This is a genomic window from Micromonospora sp. WMMD736 (assembly GCF_049179015.1).
In the GTDB taxonomy this organism is placed as follows: Bacteria; Actinomycetota; Actinomycetes; order Mycobacteriales; family Micromonosporaceae; genus Micromonospora.
Map to the genome: position 1 here is coordinate 5897801 of NZ_JBMHMI010000001.1, position 18192 is coordinate 5915992.

An 18192-nucleotide genomic window follows, 5' to 3' on the forward strand; every position below is an offset into this window, starting at 1 on the left:
GTCAACGAGGCCTGTGAGCTGGGGCTACTGGATGAGGACCGTTTCCTGACAGGTCTCTGACAACTGTTCGTGAGGCTGCTGCCATGACGTACGCATCACGACGAGTCGGCTTCGCCGCGCTCACCCTGTTCGCCACGGTCCTCGCCGGCTGCGGCGGTGAGAAGTCCGACGCTGGTGGCGCCGCCGACGTCGCCTCCCTCGCCACGGCCTCCGTCACGCCGAGCGCCTCCGCCTCCGGCGCGGCCACGATCGGTCGGCCGCAGTTGCGCCTGGACACGACCGACGAGGAGGAGAACCGGCTCTGGTACGCGTACCACCTCTGCCTGCGGGACAACGGGGTGCAGGAGAACAAGGGCCGCTCGGCCGGGGCCACGGGGGACGGCCCGGGGCTCTCCCTCGACCAGAGTGGCGAGCCGAAGGCGGCGTACGTGGCGTGCGCCAACAAGCTTCCCCTGCAACCGCCGGAGCTGGACCAGGCGAAGAACCCGAACTACCAGGCCCAGTGGAACGACTACGTGCAGTGCCTACGGGGTCGCGGTATGAAGATCCACTCGCTGCCGGACGGCTCCGGCTGGACGTACGACGACGGGGTCGCCGACCCGTCCGGCGGCTACGACGGACCGACGCTCTCGAAGGTGGAGCGCGAGTGCACGATGGAGACCTTCGGTGGGCGCTAGGCCGAAGCGGCGGACCGCGCTCGCCGTGGCCGTGGTGACCGTCGTGGTCGCCCTCGGCGCGAGCGTCACGGCGCTGACCCTGCGGCGGCACGACGACGGTACGACGAGCGGCCCGCCGCCGGTGACGACGGCCACGGTGATCAGCACCGACCTGTCGGACAGCCGCTCCCTCGACGGAACGCTCGGCTTCGGCCCGGAGCGGGTGGTCAAGGGCACCGGCGAGGGCGTCGTCACCCGCCTGCCGAAGGTCGGTGACACGGTGGCCCGGGGCAAGCCCCTCTACTGGGTCGACGACCGGCCGGTGCCGGTGCTGTTCGGCGGCACCCCGCTCTTTCGTACCCTCGACAAGCCCGGCCTGGTGGGCAGCGACGTGCTGATCGTGCGGGACAACCTGAAGGCGCTCGGGTACGCGACCGGCACGCAGCCGACCCGCGCCAAGGACGGCACGAAGATCGGCCCGGGTCGGGCCCTGCTCACCGACACGCTGGTGGCCGCGATCAAGAAGTGGCAGCAGGCACTCGACCTGGAACCCTCCGGGCGGATCGAGGTCGGGCAGGCCGTCGTGCTGCCGGGGCCGGTCCGGGTGAGCGCGGTGAAGGCCCTGCCCGGTGACCCCGTCGGCGGCGAGTTGGTGGCCGTCACCGAGAAGGTCAAGCTGGTGACCGTCCCGGTGGAGGCGACCGAGGTCGGCAGTATCCGGGTGGGTGCGACGGTCGCGATCACCCTGCCCGACACGACCGAGGTCCCCGGTCGGGTCGCCTCGATCTCCCACACGGTGCAGGGCGGCGGCCCCGACACGGGGACCGGTCAGACCGGCCCACCGAAGGTGGACGTCCTCGTCACGCCGGCGAAGGCGGCCGACGTGGCGAAGCTGGACGCGGCGTCGGTGCAGGTCACGTTCACCACGAGCGCCCGCAGGAACGTGTTGGCCGTACCGGTCGGCGCACTGGTGGCGCTCCGCGAGGGCGGGCACGCCCTCCAACTGCCCGACGGCGGGCTGCTGGCCGTGCAGACCGGGATGTTCTCCCGAGGGCTCGTCGAGGTCAGCGGCGACGGCGTCACCGCGGGACTCACGGTGGTGACCGCCGCGTGAGTACCGTCATCCCCTTTCCGGTCCGGGACGCGCCGACCCAGGTGACCCCGGCGTACCGGGAGCCGGTGCTGCAACTCGACGGGGTGAGCCGGACGTACCCGGGCGGCGTCTCCGCCCTGGACGACGTCTCGCTGACCGTGCGCGCGGGAGAGCTCCTCGCCATCGTCGGACCGTCCGGGTCCGGGAAGTCGACCCTGCTGAACATCATGGGCACGCTCGATGCGCCCAGCAGCGGGCGGGTACGCGTCGCCGGGCAGGAGGTGACGGACCTGTCCGACCGGCGGCTCTCCGCGCTGCGGGGCCGGTGGCTCGGCTTCGTCTTCCAGCAGTTCCACCTCGTCGCTGGGCTCGACGCCGCCGAGAACGTCGCCACCGGGCTGCTCTACGCCGGCGTACCCCGTCGTCGCCGTCGCCGTACGGCCGTCGACGCGCTGGCCCGGGTCGGCCTGGCGCACCGCATCGACCACCTGCCGCACCAGCTCTCCGGCGGGGAACGCCAGCGGGTCGCCATCGCGCGGGCGCTGGTCAACGACCCGGCGTTGGTCCTGGCCGACGAGCCGACCGGCGCCCTGGACACCGCCAACGGCGAGGCGGTCCTGGCGCTGCTGCTGAGCCTGCACGCCGAGGGCACCACCATCGCCATGATCACCCACGATCGGGATCTCGCCGCCCGGACCCCTCGGCAGGTGGACATCCGCGACGGGCGGATCGTCTCCGACACCCTCGACAGGACCCACCGATGACCACACCGACCGCGGCACCCGGCGGCCGACCGCCCCGGCTCGCCCCGAGCGACGTACTCCGGCTCGGTCTGCTCGGGCTGACCAGCCGGCGGATGCGGGCGGTGCTGTCCGCCCTGGGCATCTCCATCGGCATCGCCACGATGATCGTCGTGGTCGGCATCCCGGCGTCGAGCCAACGCGACCTGATGGACCAACTCTCCGCTCTCGGCACCAACCTGCTGCGTGCCGAACCCGTGCCGGACCAGGACCCGCCCGTGCTGCTGCCGGAGGAGTCGGTGCCGATGGTGCAGCGGATCGGGCCCGTCGAGACGGTGAGCGCGGTCGCGAACACCCACGTCGCGGTCCGCCGCAACGACCTGGTGGACCGCTACGACACGTCGGGGCTCACCACCCTCGCCGCGCGCCCGGATCTGCTGGACACCGTCAACGGACGGGTCCGCGTCGGCCGGTTCCTGGACGACGGCACGGCGCGGCTGCCGACCGCCGTGCTTGGCTACGTGGCCGCGAGCCGGCTCGGGTTCGCCACCGTCGACCCGGGCCGGCCGCCCCAGGTGCTCGTCGGCGAGCGGTGGTTCACCGTGATCGGCGTACTCGATCCGCTGCCCATCGCCCCCGACCTGGACCGTTCGGTGCTGGTCGGCTGGGACGCGGCCCGGAACATGCTCGGCTTCGACGGGCATCCCACCGTCGTGTACGTGCGCGCCCGCGAGGCCGCGCTGGAGGACGTGCGCGCCGTGCTGCCGGCCACCCTCGACCCGCAGTTGCCCGGACTGATCCAGGTCAGCCGCCCCTCGGATGCGCTCGCCGCCAAGCGGGCCACCGAGAACACGTTCTCCGCGCTGTTCCTCGGGCTGGCCGCCGTGGCGTTGCTGGTCGGCGGGATCGGGGTGGCCAACACGATGGTCATCTCGGTGCTGGAACGCCGCCGGGAGATCGGTCTGCGCCGGGCGCTCGGCGCGAACCGTGGCCAGATCCGGGTGCAGTTCCTCACCGAGTCGGTGCTGCTGTCGGTGCTCGGCGGTGCCGCCGGAGCGGTGCTCGGCGTGCTCGCGACGGTCGGGTACGCCAGCTACCAGGGGTGGCCGCCGACGATCCCGGTGACCTCGGTGGCCGGCGGCGTCGCCGGTGCGATGCTGGTCGGGATGGTGGCGGGCGTCTACCCGTCGATCCGCGCCGCCCGCCTCACCCCCACCGAGGCGCTCGCCGCCGGGTGATCAGCTCTGCCGCTGGGCACGCCAACGGGACAGGGCCAGGGTCGCCGAGTAGCCGGCCAGGACGATCACGTGGAACACGTACAGCCACAGGAGCACGGCCACGCCCGCGCCGATCGGATCGAAGCCGCCGAACGGCACGCCCAAATCCAGCGGGAGCGACGCGAACAGCACGAAACCGTGCAGGAACCCGGAGAGGTTGGCCGCCGTGAACGAACCGATCGCGAGGGTGGAGAGCCAGTCCGGTGACGCCGGACCGACCACCCGGAACACCCACACCAGCACCGGGGTGAGCACCAGCCAGACCGCTAGGAAGGAGAGCACCACGCCCAGCGCGCCGACCCAGCCGCCCTGGCGGACCAGTCGGGTGGTGAGCGGCAGCGCCAGCAGGATCGACAGCAGCAGCGCGGGGGCGGGCGCGAGCAGCGGCAACAACAGCAGCCGACCCCGCCATCCCACCAGGTGCTCGTCGGTGCGCGGCGCGGCCACCGACACGAACGCCCGGCGCAGCCCCTCGCCGTACAGCGACGCGGGCAGCAGGGAGGCGAGCGCCAGCAGCGGGGTCAACCGCACCCCGGCGTCGACCAGGGCGGCCACCGCCTGGGGCGCGCCGATCGCCGTCGGCAGGGCCTCCACGGCGTACGACGTGAGTCGGCGTACCCGGTCGTCGCCCGCGATCAGCGAGGTGAGCCAGAGGGCCAGCAACGCCACCGGGACCACGGCGATCGCGCCGTAGAAGGTGATCGCGGCGGCGTGCAGCGACAGGTCGCGTCCGCGCACCGGACGGAACGCGGCACTGGTGATCCGTTTCGCGCGCTGCCATCCGCTGCCCATCGGCTTCTCCTTCCCTGTCGTCGGGGAGCTCACTCCTTAAGATCGCCGGTCATGACTGTTGTCACCACCGAACGCCTCATCCTGCGCGATTGGACCGACGAACCGGCGGACCTGGCCCGGATCTACGACATCTACAAGCGTCCGGAGATCACCCGCTGGTTGGGCGTGTCACCGGGTCTGCCGATGACCGAGCCGGGTCAGGCCGCCGAACGGCTGCGGATGTGGCGGGACCGGCACGCCATGGACGCCGGCCGGTACGGCACCTGGGCGATCGAGGTGCGCGGGACCGGTGTGGTCGCGGGCACGGCGCTGCTCAAGCCGCTGCCGGGACGCGACGAGGGTGAGCTCACCGGTGACATCGAGGTGGGCTGGCACCTGCACCCCGACTCGTGGGGTCACGGCTACGCCACCGAGGCGGCCCGGGCGCTGATCGCCCGGGAGTTCGCCACCGGCACCCCGGAGATCTACGCGGTCGTGTCGCCCGGCAACGAGCCGTCGATGGCGGTGTGCCGGCGACTCGGCATGGCGCACGTCTGCCAGCGCACCGACTGGTACGGCGGCGAGTTGCTGGAGACCTTCGTCCTGACGGCTCCAGGGGACTGATCGCTCCGGCATCACCTGACGCAAGATCCGTACAGCATCGGGGAAGGTTGCGCCTCCAGTCGTCGGAGGTGGCACCTTCCCCGCACTGTGCGCCGTCAGAGGTGCGCCAAGAGTGGGCAACTCCGTCAATAGTCACGATGGTCGAAGTATTGACGCTCCCGTAGCACGTCAGTAACCTTTGGTCAAAGTTACGCAAGAACTAGACAAACACATGCACGGATCTGCGCATGCTCGCGGAAGATTCAACGGGTCTCCTGGGGAGGCCCGTTGATGGTCGTACCCCTCGCACGCCGGCCCGCCTCACCGGTCGGCGACGCACCGCCACCCCACCCCCACCGTGGTCACCCCTGCCCGCGGCAACCGTCCCCCGACGACAGGACAGTCATGAGACGACGAGCGACACTGTTCAGGATGGTGGCGGCGACAGTCGCGACCACGCTGATCGCGACCGCCCTCGCCACCCCGGCCCCCGCCGCCCGCCCCGCCGGCCAACCGGCCGCCGCCAGCAGCGCCGTCGCCGCGGCGGCCACCAACCTCGCCCAGGGCCGTCCCACCCAGGAGAGCGGCCACGCCGACGTCTACGACTCGTCGAAGGTCGTCGACGGCAACGCGGGCAGCTACTGGGAGAGCGTCAACAACTCGTTCCCCCAGTGGGTGCAGGTCGACCTCGGCTCGGCACAGTCGGTCAACCAGGTCGTGCTGAAGCTCCCGACGAACGGTTGGGGCACCCGGACGCAGACGTTGAGCGTGCGGGGCAGCGTCGACGGTTCGTCCTTCACCGACCTGGTCGGGTCGCGGACGTACACCTTCGACCCGGCGAGCGGCAGCACCGCCACCATCAACTTCAGCGCCACCGCCGCCCGCTACGTCCGGATCACCATCACCGCCAACAGCGGCTGGCCGGCCGGGCAGCTCTCCGAGCTGGAGGTGTACGGCAGCGGCGGCACCGGTGACACCACCGCGCCGAGTGTCCCGGGGACGCTGTCGCAGAGCACGTCGGGCAGCACGATCACGCTCACCTGGGCTGCCTCCACCGACTCCGGCGGCAGCGGCCTCGCCGGCTACAACGTCTACCGGGGCGGCAGCCTGATCGCGACGCTGGGCACCGTCCTCACGTACCAGGACAGCCAGCCGGCGACCGCGACGGTGTCGTACTACGTCCGCGCCCGCGACGGGGCCGGCAACCTGTCCGGCAACAGCAACACCGTCACCCGGACCGGCAGCAACCCGCCGGCCTGCACCAACGTGGCGCAGGGCAAGACCATGACGGCCAGCGGCTCCACCTTCACCTTCACTCCGGACAAGGCGAACGACGGGCAACTCGGCACCTACTGGGAGGGCGCGGCCAGCTACCCGCAGAACCTCACCGTGGCGCTGGGCGCGAACCACTCGATCTCCGGCGTCACCGTCAAGCTCAACCCCGACCCGTCCTGGGGCACCCGTACCCAGACGATCCAGGTCCTCGGCCGCGACCAGGCGTCGTCGTCGTACACCAGCCTGGTGTCGGCGGCGGCCTACCAGTTCGTCCAGGGCGTCAACACGGTGACCATTGGGGTCAGCGCGACCACCGCGGACGTGCAGTTGCGGTTCACCGGCAACACCGGCGCCCCCTCCGGCCAGGTCGCCGAGCTGGAGGTCTGCGGCACGCCGGCCCCCAACCCGGACCTGGTGGTCAGCTCGGTGACCTGGTCGCCCACGTCGCCCAGCGAGGTCTCCGCGATCACCCTCTCGGCTGTCGTGCAGAACGTCGGCACCGCCGCCGCAGCGGCCACGACGGTGAACTTCAGCCTGGCCGGCACGGTCGTCGGCAGCGCCACGGTGGGCGCGCTCGCCGCCGGAGCCTCGACCACCGTGTCGTTCAACGCCGGCACACGGCCGATGGGCAGCTACGCCGTCGCGGCGACGGCCGACCCGGCCAACACGGTCGTCGAGCAGAACAACGGCAACAACAGCCTCACGGCGGCAGCGCCGCTGGTGGTGGCACAGGCACCGGGGCCCGACCTCCAGGTGCTGAACATCGCCTCGAACCCGGCCAACCCGGCCGTCGGGGCGTCCGTCACCTTCACCGTGGCGGTCCGCAACCGGGGCACCACCGCGACCGGCGCGACCACCGTCACCCGGCTGGTGGCGGGCGGCACCACGCTCAACACGAACACCGCCTCGATCGCGGCCGGCGCGACGGTCACCGTGGCCGTCAGCGGTAGCTGGACCGCCACCAGCGGCGGCGCGACCCTCACCGCCACCGCCGACGCCACGAACGTGGTCGCCGAGACCAACGAGAGCAACAACACCCTCAGCCAGTCCATCGTGGTGGGTCGCGGCGCGGCGGTGCCGTACGTCTCCTACGAGGCGGAGGCCGGTCGCTACTCGGGCACGCTGCTGGAGGCCGACCCGCTGCGTACCTTCGGGCACACCAACTTCGCCAGCGAGTCCTCGGGCCGCAAGTCGGTACGCCTCACCAGCACCGGCCAGTTCGTCGAGTTCACCTCGGCCAACCAGGCCAACGCCATCGTGGTGCGCAACTCCATCCCGGACGCGCCCGGTGGCGGTGGCATCGAGGCGACCATCAGCCTCTACGTCAACGACGTCTTCTCCCGGAAGTTGACCCTGTCGTCGAAGCACAGCTGGCTCTACGGCAACACCGACGGGCCGGAGGCGCTCACCAACACCCCGCAGGCCGACGCCCGACGGCTGTTCGACGAGTCGAACGCCCTGCTGTCCCAGTCGTACCCGGCGGGCACCCGCTTCAAGTTGCAGCGCGACTCGGGCGACACCGCCTCGTTCTACGTCATCGACATGATCGACCTGGAGCAGGTCGCCCCGCCGCTGAGTCAGCCCGCCGGCTGCACCTCGATCACCCAGTACGGCGCGGTCCCGAACGACGGGCTCGACGACACGGCCGCCATCCAGCGGGCCGTGACCGATGACCAGAACGGCGTCATCAGCTGCGTCTGGATCCCGGCCGGCCAGTGGCGGCAGGAGCAGAAGATCCTGACCGACGACCCGCTGAACCGGGGCATGTACAACCAGGTCGGCATCAGCAACGTCACCATCCGGGGTGCCGGCATGTGGCACTCGCAGCTCTACACGCTGACCGAGCCGCAGAACGTGGTGGGCGGCATCAACCACCCGCACGAGGGCAACTTCGGCTTCGACATCGACAAGAACACCCAGATCTCCGACATCGCCATCTTCGGCTCCGGCCGGATCCGCGGCGGTGACGGCAACGCCGAGGGCGGCGTCGGTCTGAACGGTCGGTTCGGCACCGGCACGAAGATCAGCAACGTCTGGATCGAGCACGCCAACGTGGGTGTCTGGGTGGGCCGCGACTACGACAACATCCCCGACCTGTGGGGACCGGCCGACGGGCTGGAGTTCAGCGGGATGCGGATCCGCAACACGTACGCCGACGGCATCAACTTCAGCAACGGCACGCGCAACTCGCGGGTGTTCAACTCGTCGTTCCGTACCACGGGCGACGACGCGCTCGCGGTCTGGGCCAACCCGTACGTCAAGGACCGCAGCGTCGACATCGCGCACGACAACCACTTCGTCAACAACACCGTCCAGCTGCCCTGGCGGGCCAACGGCATCGCCATCTACGGCGGCTACGACAACTCGATCGAGAACAACCTGGTCTACGACACCGCCAACTACCCGGGCATCATGCTGGCGACCGATCACGACCCGCTGCCGTTCTCCGGCACGACGTTGATCGCCAACAATGGGCTCTACCGCACCGGTGGCGCGTTCTGGAACGAGGACCAGGAGTTCGGCGCCATCACGCTCTTCCCGTCCACCCGGGACATCACCGGGGTCACCATACGAGACACCGACATCGTCGATTCGACGTACGACGGAATCCAGTTCAAGAACGGCGGCGGCAACATGCCGAACGTCGCCATCACCAACGTACGGATCGACAAGTCCAACAACGGTGCCGGCATCCTCGCGATGAGCGGGGCGCGCGGTAACGCCAACCTCACGAACGTGACGATCACCAACTCGGCCGACGGCAACATCGTCGTCCAGCCGGGCTCGCAGTTCGTCATCAACGGCGGCTGACCCGGTTTACGTGAAATCGGGGTGTCCGCGTGCTGCGGACACCCCGATTTCCATGAACCCGGGTCGATCAGGTCCTCCCGCGGACCGGTCAGGCGGTCGGCACCGGTGCCAGGGCCGCCGCGAGGGCCTCGGCGTTCTTCTTGTCCACCCGGGGGAAGGTCAGGCTGATGCCGTCCCCGGCAGCGCCGAAGGCGATGCGCAGCAGGCTCACGATGCCCATCTTCGCCTCGGCGAGTGCGACCTGTTCCCGGGGCACCTCGCCGAGCACACCATTTCCGGGCCCGCCGAGGAAGGTCTGCGGCAGGAAGATCAGCCGCCGGTCGGTGAGGACGACGAACTGCTTCTTGGTCCGGGACAGCGCGTGGCCCACCATCCCGGCACCGGCCGTGATCAGTCCCTGCGAGACGACCGTCCCGAGTCGACCGGCCGAGTAACTCCCGATCATCGCCCGGGTAGCGGTGATCGGCTGTTCCCCGGGTTGCAGGATCGACGCCACCCGCTCGAACGCGCGGGTCTGAAGTTTCTGGTTCATGTGGTCCCCTCCGTGTTTGACCATGACCGCCGCTGATGCTCGCGGAGCGGGGCACCCTGGGCCATCCGTCGATCAGACGCACGATCATGACGGTCGGTCATGGTCGGCCGGGTCACCTGCGGTGCCGGGCCAACCCGCAGGGGCCGTCGTGGGCGTCGGGCCGCCGGCACCGGCCGGCTTCGCCGAGCCGGGCGTCACAGAACACTCGGGTACGCAGGAACTGCGCGTCCTCCTCGCTGAGCGTCGTCTCGCCGAAGTCGACGACGGCGAGGTGACCGAGCGAGTCGCGCAGCGCCACGGCCAGCGCGGTGACCTCGTCGAGGCTGGTCAGCGTGGTCGGCAGGTGGATGATCCACCGTGGCGCGGTCATCGGGTCCACCGGCCCGGCCATACCAGCCGGGCCGCACCACGCCGGCGGTCCGGACAGGGCCAGCGCAGTCCACAGGTGCAGTACCGGCCCCACCGCGCCCAGTTGCGGCGATGCTGCGGTGTCAGCGGCACCGGCCTGACCTGCCTGCCCATCGCACCCACCTTCCTCGCGCCTGTTCACACTCTGGTGTGGACGCGACTACCGCCGGAAGGTGGTGAGCGCCCTCAGCGCCGGCTGTGCCGATCCGCCGATTCGCGGTGATGGCCGGTGGTGATCGGTGGGCGAGATGTGGTGGAGGTGTGATGGACAGCGGCCCGGTGTCGACGCTGGAGTTCCTCGGAGCGGAGCTGCGACGGGCTCGCCGGCAGCGCGGGCTGAGCCAGGAGGAGTTGGCCCAGCGCATCAGCTACTCGTCGTCGCTGGTGGGGATGGTGGAGATCGGTCACCGCACGCCCTCGCAGGACTTCGTCGCCCGGGTCGACGGGGTATTGGAGGCCGGCGGGCTGTTCGAGCGGTTGCTCGGCCTGGTCCGGGCCGACGCGGCCCCACCCTGGTTGCGTGAGTGGATCACCGTCGAACGGGAGGCGACCATGATCCGCTGGTTCGAGCCGTCGTTGATTCCCGGCCTCCTCCAGACCGAGGCGTACGCCCGGGCGGTGCTGCGCGGCGGGGGCATGCTGCGGGAGCCGGAAATCGAGCAGCGGGTGGGCTCACGCATGGACCGGCAGTCGGTGTTGAGCCGGGAGCACCCGCCGGAGTTCGTGGCGGTGGTCGACGAGGCGGTGCTGCGGCGGGCGATCGGCGCACCGGCCGTGATGGTGGCGCAGTTCGAGCACCTGCTCCAGATCACCGAGCAGCCGCATGTGGACCTCTACGTGGTGCCGGCCGAGGCGGGCATGCACGCCGGGTTGGCGGGCCCGTTCATCCTGGCCCGGACACCCGACAGCGGTGAGGTCGCGCACCTCGACACCGCCGTCCGCGCGCACGTCACCGACCGCCCGGAGGACGTTGATAACCTTCGGCGCAGATGGGAGAGCCTGCGGGGCGAGGCGTTGCCCCGGCGGGCCTCACGGGATCTCGTACGGGAGTTGGCGAAGTCATGGACCTGACCGGTGCGGTGTGGCGCACGTCCACCCGCAGCGACAACGGCGGCTCGACCTGCGTAGAGGTGGCCACCAATCTGTCGCACCTGGTCGGCGTACGCGACAGCAAGGACCGGCAGGGGCCGGTGCTGACCTTCACCCCCTCGGCCTGGGCCGCCTTCACCGCTTCCGTACCGCAGATCTTGGACACTTCCCGTTCCGACGGAACGGGAAGTGTCCAAGATCTGCGCGTGCCGCGCGAATCTGGTGCGCGATCGGTGGCGGACTCGGTGTGCGATGACGTGCTGCGGGGGCGGCGGTGGCTAGGCTGACCTGAGCATGATGGTCCGCTGAGGGGGGTGAGCCCGGATGGCCCAGGCAGCGTTCGCGCCGGAGCCGGCGCCGCAGCACATCGAGCCGTCGTTCGACGTGCTGCGGTGGCACGACGAGCCGTGGACCGCTCAGCTCGCCCTCGACCTGTTGCCGGAGACCAACGGCCCCAAGGTTGAGGTCCTGAGCGGAAGTGTGATCGTGACACCACATGCGGGGATCGACCATCAGTCGGTCGAGCGGGAACTGCCCTACGTGCTCCACCGTGCTGCGCGAAAGGCCGGCTTCTGGGTCTATCCGGAGATCAACGTCCTCTCCGGGCATGATCTCTTCATTCCGGACATCGTTGTGCTGCGCAGCTCCGGGGGCGGCCGCACAACGGTTCCCATCACCGACGCGGTGCTACTCGGAGAAATCGTTTCGCCGGGCAACCGCCGCAAGGACGTGATCGACCGGCCCCGGGAGTACGCGGCTGCGGGAGTTCCGTTCTTTCTCCGGGTGGACCTGCGCAACCGGGTACCGACACTGGCTCTGTTCGAGCTGGTCGACGGGGAGTACCGGCCGATGGCTGCCGCAGCAGCGGGTACCACCTTCGCGATGCGCGAGCCCTTCGGGTTCTCCATCGATCCGGCCGAACTGCTGGACGAGGAGGCGGCACCGGACGAGTCGGGCTCCTCCTGATCGACACGGTTTCGGCGCTGTGGGGGTGTCCGAGAGCTGCGGATACCCCGAGATCGGCGAACTCGTGTGGATCAAGGGTGCGCGAGGGCTGAGGCTCCCAGCGGGCGTACAGCGGCGGTGGGGGAGAATGGCCCCGTGACTTCCCCCCGCGATCTTGTTCTGCTCGGGTCCACCGGTTCGATCGGCACGCAGGCCATCGACATCGTCCGGCGCAATCCGGACCGGTTCCGGGTGGTGGCGATCGGGGCGGGTGGGGGCAACGTCGAGCTGCTCGCCGCGCAGGCTCTCGAACTGGGCGTCGAGGCGGTCGGGGTGGCCAAGGCGTCCGCCGCCCAGGACCTGCAACTCGCCTTCTACGCCGAGGCGAGCCGGCGCGGCTGGGCCACCGGCGACTTCAAGCTTCCCAAGATCGTGGCCGGGCCGGACGCCATGACCGAGTTGGCGCAGTGGCCGTGCGACATCGTTCTGAACGGGGTGGTCGGCTCGCTGGGCCTCGCTCCTACGTTGGCCGCGCTGCGCGGTGGTCGTACTCTCGCGCTCGCCAACAAGGAGTCGCTCGTGGCCGGCGGCCCGCTGGTCAAGGCCGCGGTGACGCGGCCGGGGCAGATCGTGCCGGTCGACTCGGAGCATTCGGCGCTCGCGCAGTGTCTGCGGTCCGGTTCGCGCGGTGAGGTGCGGCGGCTGATCGTCACGGCCAGCGGCGGCCCGTTCCGGGGGCGGCAGCGCGACGAGTTGACGCAGGTCACGCCGGAGCAGGCGCTCGCGCACCCGACCTGGAACATGGGGCCGGTCGTCACGATCAACTCGGCGACCATGGTCAACAAGGCACTGGAGGTGATCGAGGCGCACGAGCTGTTCGACGTGCCGTACGCCGACATCACCGTCATGGTCCACCCGCAGTCGGTGATCCACTCGATGGTCGAGTTCGTGGACGGGTCGACGATCGCCCAGGCCAGCCCACCGGACATGCGACTGCCGATCGCGCTCGGCATCGGCTGGCCGGACCGGGTGCCCGAGGCCGCCACCGCCGTCGACTGGACAACCGCACACACCTGGGAGTTCACGCCGCTCGACGACGACGCGTTCCCGGCCGTCGCCCTCGCCAAGGCCGCCGGGGAGGCCGGGCGCTGCCGCCCGGCTATCTACAACGCGGCGAACGAGGAGTGCGTGGCGGCGTTCGTGGCCGGACGGCTGCCGTTCCTCGGCATCGTCGACACCCTTGAGCGGGTGTTGGAGGACGCTCCGGACTTCGCCGAACCAGGTACCGTCGAGGACGTGCTCGCGGCCGAGTCGTGGGCACGCGCGCATGCGCAGGAGATCATCGCGGGTTCGGTGGAAGGAGCTTGATGTCGTACCTGCTCGGGGTGGTCCTCTTCGCCCTGGCCATCCTCGTCTCGGTCAGTCTGCACGAGGCGGGGCACCTGCTCACCGCCAAGATGTTCGGGATGAAGGTGACGAAGTACTTCGTCGGCTTCGGCCCCACCATCTGGTCGTTCAAGCGGGGTGAGACCGAGTACGGCCTGAAGGGCATCCCCCTCGGCGGTTTCTGCAAGATCGTCGGGATGACGCCGCAGGACGACGACGTCGAGCCCGGCGACGAGCCGCGGGTGATGTGGCGCTACCCGGTCTGGAAGCGGACGATCGTGATGGCCGCCGGCTCGATCACGCACTTCGCGCTCGCGCTGGTCACCATCTGGATCCTCGCCGTCTCCGCCGGCCTGCCCAACCCGGCCTTCCCGACCACGGAGGCGCAGGCCCGCCAGGAACCTGCCGTCATCGAACTCAGGCCGTGCGTGGTGCCGGAGAACGTCGTGCGGGAGTGCACGCCGGCCGACCCCGCGAGCCCGGCCGCCCAGGCCCAGCTGCGCGACGGCGACCGGATCACCTCGATCAACGGCACCACGATCGGCACCTACGGCGAATTGCTGACGGCGCTGCGCGGGCTCAAGCCGGGCGACACCACGCGGATCGAGTACGTTCGCGACGGGCAGCCGGGCAGCGTCAGCACGGTGCTGGCGCAGACCCAGCGTCCGCCCCTGGACAACCCCGGCGGCACCGTCGGACCGGTGGCCGCTCTCGGCATCGGTGTCGTTCCCACCACGCCCCCCCGCGTGACGTACGGGCCGGGGGCCGCCTTCGGCGCCACCGCCGACTTCACCGGCGACCTCGCTGTCGGCACGGCCCAGGCGTTGCAGCGCATCCCGCAGAAGGTCCCCGCCCTGTGGACCGCCCTGACCGGCGGCGAGCGGGACGTGGACACCCCGATCAGCGTGGTCGGCGCCAGCCGGCTCGGCGGCGAGGCGGTCGAGAACGACGCCTGGCTTGTCTTCTTCATGCTGTTCGTGTCGCTGAACTTCTTCATCGGCGTGTTCAACCTGCTGCCGCTGCTGCCCGTCGACGGCGGCCACATCGCCATCGCCTGGTTCGAGCGGGCCCGCTCCTGGATCTACGCGCGGATCGGCCGGCGGGACCCCGGCCGGGTCGACTACCTCAAACTGATGCCCTTCACGTACGCGGTGATCCTGATCGGTGGCGCTTTCACGCTGCTCACCATCGCCGCGGACGTCGTCAACCCGATCACGCTCTTCTCAAGGTGAGTGCCTGAAGTGACCGCTATCAGTCTCGGTATGCCCGCCGTGCCGCCCCCGCCGCTCGCACCCCGCCGGGCCAGCCGCCAGATCATGGTCGGCTCGGTGCCGGTCGGTGGCGGTGCGCCGGTGTCCGTGCAGTCGATGACCACGACCCTCACCTCCGACGTCAACGCGACCCTCCAGCAGATCGCCGAGCTGACCGCGTCCGGCTGCCAGATCGTCCGGGTGGCGGTGCCGTCCCAGGACGATGTCGAGGCGCTGCCCGCGATCGCCAAGAAGTCGCAGATCCCGGTGATCGCCGACATCCACTTCCAGCCCAAGTACGTCTTCGCCGCCATCGACGCCGGCTGCGCGGCCGTCCGGGTCAACCCGGGCAACATCCGGCAGTTCGACGACAAGGTCAAGGAGATCGCACGTGCCGCCGGGGACGCCGGGGTGCCGATCCGGATCGGCGTCAACGCGGGCTCGCTGGACAAGCGGCTGCTGACCAAGTACGGCAAGGCCACCGCCGAGGCGCTCGTCGAGTCGGCCCTGTGGGAGTGCTCGCTGTTCGAGGAGCACGGCTTCCGCGACATCAAGATCTCGGTGAAGCACAACGACCCGGTCGTGATGATCCGGGCGTACCGGCAGCTCGCCGAGCAGTGCGACTACCCGCTGCACCTCGGCGTCACCGAGGCCGGGCCGGCGTTCCAGGGCACCATCAAGTCGGCGGTCGCCTTCGGCGCGCTGCTGGCCGAGGGCATCGGCGACACCATCCGGGTCTCGCTCTCCGCCCCGCCGGTCGAGGAGATCAAGGTCGGCAACCAGATCCTGGAGTCCCTCGGTCTGCGCGAGCGCGGCCTGGAGATCGTCTCCTGCCCGTCCTGCGGTCGCGCCCAGGTGGACGTCTACAAGCTCGCCGAGGAGGTCACCGCCGGCCTGGAAGGGCTGCCGGTGCCACTGCGGGTCGCCGTCATGGGCTGCGTCGTCAACGGTCCGGGCGAGGCCCGCGAGGCCGATCTCGGCGTCGCCTCCGGCAACGGCAAGGGCCAGATCTTCGTCAAGGGGCAGGTCGTCAAGACCGTGCCCGAGGGGCAGATCGTGGAGACGCTGATCGAGGAGGCGCTGCGCATCGCCGACGAGATGGGCGCCGAGCTGCCCGAGGAACTGCGCGGGCTGGTCACCGGCCCGACGGTCACCGTGCACTGAGCCCCGCTGCTACACCGCAGAGCGGCCGCTTCCCGCAAGGGAGGCGGCCGCTCTCCGTTCGCGCCGACCCGCACTGTCCCCTCACCCGCCCACCCGCCCACGCGCCCACGCGCGTCGATCATGAAGTTATTGCCGACAAATGGCACAGAACTTGGCAATAACTTCATGATCACGGCGGCCTGTCCGGTGTGCGCGAGACGCCGGGGCGTGGCGGCCGAGGCCGTTCAGTCGGATTCGGCGAGGATCGCGTACAGCTTGCGTCGGGTCTCGTCGAGGACCCGGGCGGCCCGCTCGCGCTGGTCGTCGGTGCCGTTCACCATCACCTGCCGCAGGGCGTTCATCGCCTGCGCGCCGGAGTCGCGGATGTCATGCCAACTGCTCACGGTGTCCTGGGCGACGTCGGCCCAGGGCGGGGTCTGCGCGGCGGCGGTGGCCTCGGCCTGGCCGGCCTCGGTGACGGTGAACCGCTTCCGTCCGCCGCTGGCCTCCTCGGTGCTGGCGGCGATCACACCCTCGTCCTCCAGGAGTTGGAGCGTGGGGTAGATCGAACCCGGGCTGGGCCGCCAGGCCCCGCCGGTGCGGGAGTCGATCTCCTGGATCATCTCGTAGCCGTGCATCGGCCGCTCGGTGAGCAGGGCCAACACCGCGCCACGGACGTTGGGGCGTCGCCCCCTGCCGCGGCCGTGCCCGCGACCGCGGCCGCGCCCGCCGTGCTCGTGGCCGTGCTCGTGGGGGCCGGGCGGGACCGGCGGGAAGCCGAAGCCCCGCATCCGGGCCTCGTGCATCGGGTGGTGCTGTCGATGGAACCGCATCGGGTTCTTCCTCTCTACGTACTGTCGCTGATGCATCAACGATATATCGGCAATGCATCGACGACAAGGGGCGGACTGCAAACCGTACGTACGTCTTGCTAAGGTCCTCGTATGCGCCTGCTGCCACCACCGGGCCCGGCCCGGATCCTCACGCTGAGCACCCTGGTCAGGACCATCGGGCGAGGTCTGTGGCTGGTCGCCAGCGCGCTCTTTCTCACCCGCTCGGTCGGCCTGTCGGCGACCCAGGTTGGTGTCGGACTGACCATCTCGGCGCTCGTCGGTGTGCTCGCGAGCACGCCGAGCGGATACCTCGCCGACCGGGTGGGCCCGCGTGGGGTGCAGGTGGGCGGGCTGATCGCGGCCGGCGTCCTGACCGCCGGTCTGATCACCGTCCGATCGTTCCCCGCGTTCGTGCTGATCGGATCCGCCACCGCGCTCGCCGACGCCGTGGAGCGTGGTGCCCGGGGAGCCCTCATCGCCGGCGCGGTCCCGGCCGACCAGCGCGTACACACCCGCGCCTACCTGCGAGCCACCACCAACGTCGGAATCTCCGTCGGGGCCGTCCTCGGCGGGTTCGCCATCGCCGCCGACACCCGTGCCGGCTACCTCGGGTTGATCCTGGCGACGGCGGCGGCGTCGGTGACCGCGGCGGCCATTTCCCTCCGGCTGCCCACCGTCGCGCCCGTTGCGGCCCCGACGCGCGGCCCCCGGCTGGTCGCCCTACGGGACCGGCCGTTCCTCGCCTTCACCCTGCTCGACGGGCTGATGTCCATGCACTTCAGCCTGCTCACCCTCGCCCTGCCGCTGTGGATCGCCGGGCACACCACCGCCCCGATCTGGATGATCTCGGTGTTGACGCTGGTCAACACCGTGCTGGTGGTGCTCCTACAGGTGCCGGCGGCACGCGCTGCCGTCACCCTGCCGGGAGCCGCACGCGCGTCCCGCCGGGCGGGGGCGGCCATCGCCGTGGCCTGCGTACTGTTCGCCGCCAGCGGCGCACTGCCCACACCGGGCGCCATCGGCCTGCTCTGCGTCGGATCGCTGGCGCACGTGACCGGGGAGCTGTGGCACTCCGCCGCCGGATGGGGAATCTCCTTCGGGCTGGCGCCGGCCGACGCCCACGGGCAGTACCAGGGGACGTACGGCATGGGTTACGAACTGGGCAAGATGCTCGCGCCCGTCGTCGTGACCAGCCTCGCCCTGGGTTGGGGCGGACCGGGATGGCTCGTGCTGGCCGGGCTGTTCCTCCTGCTCGGTGCCCTGGTGCCCCCGGTCGTCCGGTGGGCGGGCCAGGCCCGCCCGGCCGGCCGGGTCACCGAGCCGGTGACCATCTGAGGTCGGGCTCGCCACTCGGCCGGCGGGGCAGGGGGTCGATCTGGC

General features: G+C 70.6%; 16 protein-coding genes and 1 pseudogene. 13 read left to right on the forward strand and 4 right to left on the reverse strand.

Going from position 1 to position 18192, the window contains the following annotated elements; all coding sequences use genetic code 11:
• Window positions 1-83 precede the first annotated feature (83 nt).
• The 4 genes from ACN269_RS26625 to ACN269_RS26640 all read left to right on the forward strand — a co-directional run bounded on the left by ACN269_RS26625 (window position 84) and on the right by ACN269_RS26640 (window position 3727).
• Window positions 84-677, forward strand: coding sequence for a hypothetical protein (locus ACN269_RS26625; RefSeq protein WP_421474983.1), 594 nt, complete (start codon window positions 84-86; stop codon window positions 675-677).
• Window positions 667-1770 carry an efflux RND transporter periplasmic adaptor subunit gene (locus ACN269_RS26630; protein ID WP_421474984.1) on the forward strand — a complete coding sequence of 368 codons (1104 nt, stop codon included), beginning with the start codon at window positions 667-669 and terminating at the stop codon, window positions 1768-1770. Before ACN269_RS26625 ends, ACN269_RS26630 begins: the two co-directional genes overlap by 11 nt.
• A 65-nt stretch (window positions 1771-1835) precedes the next feature.
• Window positions 1836-2513 carry an ABC transporter ATP-binding protein gene (locus ACN269_RS26635; RefSeq protein WP_421476581.1) on the forward strand — a complete coding sequence of 226 codons (678 nt, stop codon included), beginning with the start codon at window positions 1836-1838 and terminating at the stop codon, window positions 2511-2513.
• A complete protein-coding gene (locus ACN269_RS26640; RefSeq protein ID WP_421474985.1) occupies window positions 2510-3727 on the forward strand; it encodes an ABC transporter permease in 1218 nt (405 codons plus the stop codon). The genes ACN269_RS26635 and ACN269_RS26640 overlap by 4 nt, the downstream gene beginning before the upstream one ends.
• On the opposite strand, the gene ACN269_RS26645 is transcribed toward ACN269_RS26640, so the two are convergent.
• Window positions 3728-4558 (reverse strand): YhjD/YihY/BrkB family envelope integrity protein, encoded by an 831-nt coding sequence (locus ACN269_RS26645; protein ID WP_421474986.1) that lies wholly within the window; start codon window positions 4556-4558, stop codon window positions 3728-3730. It lies immediately after the preceding gene.
• A 51-nt stretch (window positions 4559-4609) separates the two neighbouring features.
• Here ACN269_RS26645 and ACN269_RS26650 point away from each other — a divergent pair, with 51 nt between their 5' ends.
• Together ACN269_RS26650 and ACN269_RS26655 are read left to right on the forward strand one after the other, a co-directional pair.
• Window positions 4610-5161 (forward strand): GNAT family N-acetyltransferase, encoded by a 552-nt coding sequence (locus tag ACN269_RS26650; protein WP_421474987.1) that lies wholly within the window; start codon window positions 4610-4612, stop codon window positions 5159-5161.
• A gap of 411 nt (window positions 5162-5572) precedes the next feature.
• Entirely contained in the window at window positions 5573-9226 is a 3654-nt protein-coding gene (locus ACN269_RS26655; RefSeq protein ID WP_421474988.1) for a CARDB domain-containing protein, read from the forward strand.
• An 88-nt stretch (window positions 9227-9314) separates the two neighbouring features.
• Here the strand turns inward: ACN269_RS26655 and ACN269_RS26660 are convergent, their stop codons facing one another.
• Together ACN269_RS26660 and ACN269_RS26665 are read right to left on the reverse strand one after the other, a co-directional pair.
• Entirely contained in the window at window positions 9315-9758 is a 444-nt protein-coding gene (locus ACN269_RS26660) for a hypothetical protein (RefSeq protein WP_421474989.1), read from the reverse strand.
• Window positions 9759-9870: 112 nt separating this feature from the next.
• A complete protein-coding gene (locus ACN269_RS26665; RefSeq protein WP_421474991.1) occupies window positions 9871-10128 on the reverse strand; it encodes a hypothetical protein in 258 nt (85 codons plus the stop codon).
• 302 nt (window positions 10129-10430) lie between these two features.
• Between ACN269_RS26665 and ACN269_RS26670 the strand changes: the two genes are divergently transcribed.
• From ACN269_RS26670 to ispG, 6 genes and pseudogenes are all read left to right on the forward strand, one after another.
• Entirely contained in the window at window positions 10431-11237 is an 807-nt protein-coding gene (locus tag ACN269_RS26670) for a helix-turn-helix domain-containing protein (protein ID WP_421474992.1), read from the forward strand.
• Window positions 11228-11398, forward strand: a pseudogene (locus ACN269_RS26675) (DUF397 domain-containing protein); the annotation flags it as partial. The gene ACN269_RS26670 and the pseudogene ACN269_RS26675, both read left to right, overlap by 10 nt.
• 181 nt (window positions 11399-11579) lie before the next feature.
• Window positions 11580-12221 carry a Uma2 family endonuclease gene (locus tag ACN269_RS26680; protein ID WP_421474994.1) on the forward strand — a complete coding sequence of 214 codons (642 nt, stop codon included), beginning with the start codon at window positions 11580-11582 and terminating at the stop codon, window positions 12219-12221.
• Window positions 12222-12356: 135 nt separating this feature from the next.
• Complete coding sequence (gene dxr / locus ACN269_RS26685) at window positions 12357-13568, forward strand: 1-deoxy-D-xylulose-5-phosphate reductoisomerase (RefSeq protein WP_421474996.1); 1212 nt, start codon at window positions 12357-12359, stop codon at window positions 13566-13568.
• The gene (locus ACN269_RS26690) at window positions 13568-14818 is read left to right on the forward strand and encodes a M50 family metallopeptidase (RefSeq protein ID WP_421474997.1); all 1251 of its coding nucleotides are present in this window, start codon (window positions 13568-13570) and stop codon (window positions 14816-14818) included. Before dxr ends, ACN269_RS26690 begins: the two co-directional genes overlap by 1 nt.
• Window positions 14819-14827: 9 nt before the next feature.
• A complete protein-coding gene (ispG, locus tag ACN269_RS26695) occupies window positions 14828-16000 on the forward strand; it encodes a flavodoxin-dependent (E)-4-hydroxy-3-methylbut-2-enyl-diphosphate synthase (protein ID WP_357122317.1) in 1173 nt (390 codons plus the stop codon).
• Between the two features lie 224 nt (window positions 16001-16224).
• On the opposite strand, the gene ACN269_RS26700 is transcribed toward ispG, so the two are convergent.
• A complete protein-coding gene (locus tag ACN269_RS26700) occupies window positions 16225-16812 on the reverse strand; it encodes a PadR family transcriptional regulator (RefSeq protein ID WP_421475000.1) in 588 nt (195 codons plus the stop codon).
• Window positions 16813-16923: 111 nt separating this feature from the next.
• Here ACN269_RS26700 and ACN269_RS26705 point away from each other — a divergent pair, with 111 nt between their 5' ends.
• Window positions 16924-18147, forward strand: coding sequence for an MFS transporter (locus tag ACN269_RS26705; protein WP_421475001.1), 1224 nt, complete (start codon window positions 16924-16926; stop codon window positions 18145-18147).
• Window positions 18148-18192 lie beyond the last annotated feature (45 nt).

Coding starts and splice junctions, on each gene's coding strand:
- ACN269_RS26625 (WP_421474983.1), top strand. CDS start 84: ATGACGTACGCATCACGACGAGTCGGCTTCGCCGCGCTCACCCTGTTC.
- ACN269_RS26640 (WP_421474985.1), top strand. CDS start 2,510: ATGACCACACCGACCGCGGCACCCGGCGGCCGACCGCCCCGGCTCGCC.
- ACN269_RS26645 (WP_421474986.1), bottom strand. CDS start 4,558: ATGGGCAGCGGATGGCAGCGCGCGAAACGGATCACCAGTGCCGCGTTC.
- ACN269_RS26650 (WP_421474987.1), top strand. CDS start 4,610: ATGACTGTTGTCACCACCGAACGCCTCATCCTGCGCGATTGGACCGAC.
- ACN269_RS26655 (WP_421474988.1), top strand. CDS start 5,573: ATGGTGGCGGCGACAGTCGCGACCACGCTGATCGCGACCGCCCTCGCC.
- ACN269_RS26660 (WP_421474989.1), bottom strand. CDS start 9,758: ATGAACCAGAAACTTCAGACCCGCGCGTTCGAGCGGGTGGCGTCGATC.
- ACN269_RS26665 (WP_421474991.1), bottom strand. CDS start 10,128: ATGACCGCGCCACGGTGGATCATCCACCTGCCGACCACGCTGACCAGC.
- ACN269_RS26670 (WP_421474992.1), top strand. CDS start 10,431: ATGGACAGCGGCCCGGTGTCGACGCTGGAGTTCCTCGGAGCGGAGCTG.
- ACN269_RS26680 (WP_421474994.1), top strand. CDS start 11,580: ATGGCCCAGGCAGCGTTCGCGCCGGAGCCGGCGCCGCAGCACATCGAG.
- ACN269_RS26690 (WP_421474997.1), top strand. CDS start 13,568: ATGTCGTACCTGCTCGGGGTGGTCCTCTTCGCCCTGGCCATCCTCGTC.
- ACN269_RS26700 (WP_421475000.1), bottom strand. CDS start 16,812: ATGCGGTTCCATCGACAGCACCACCCGATGCACGAGGCCCGGATGCGG.
- ACN269_RS26705 (WP_421475001.1), top strand. CDS start 16,924: ATGCGCCTGCTGCCACCACCGGGCCCGGCCCGGATCCTCACGCTGAGC.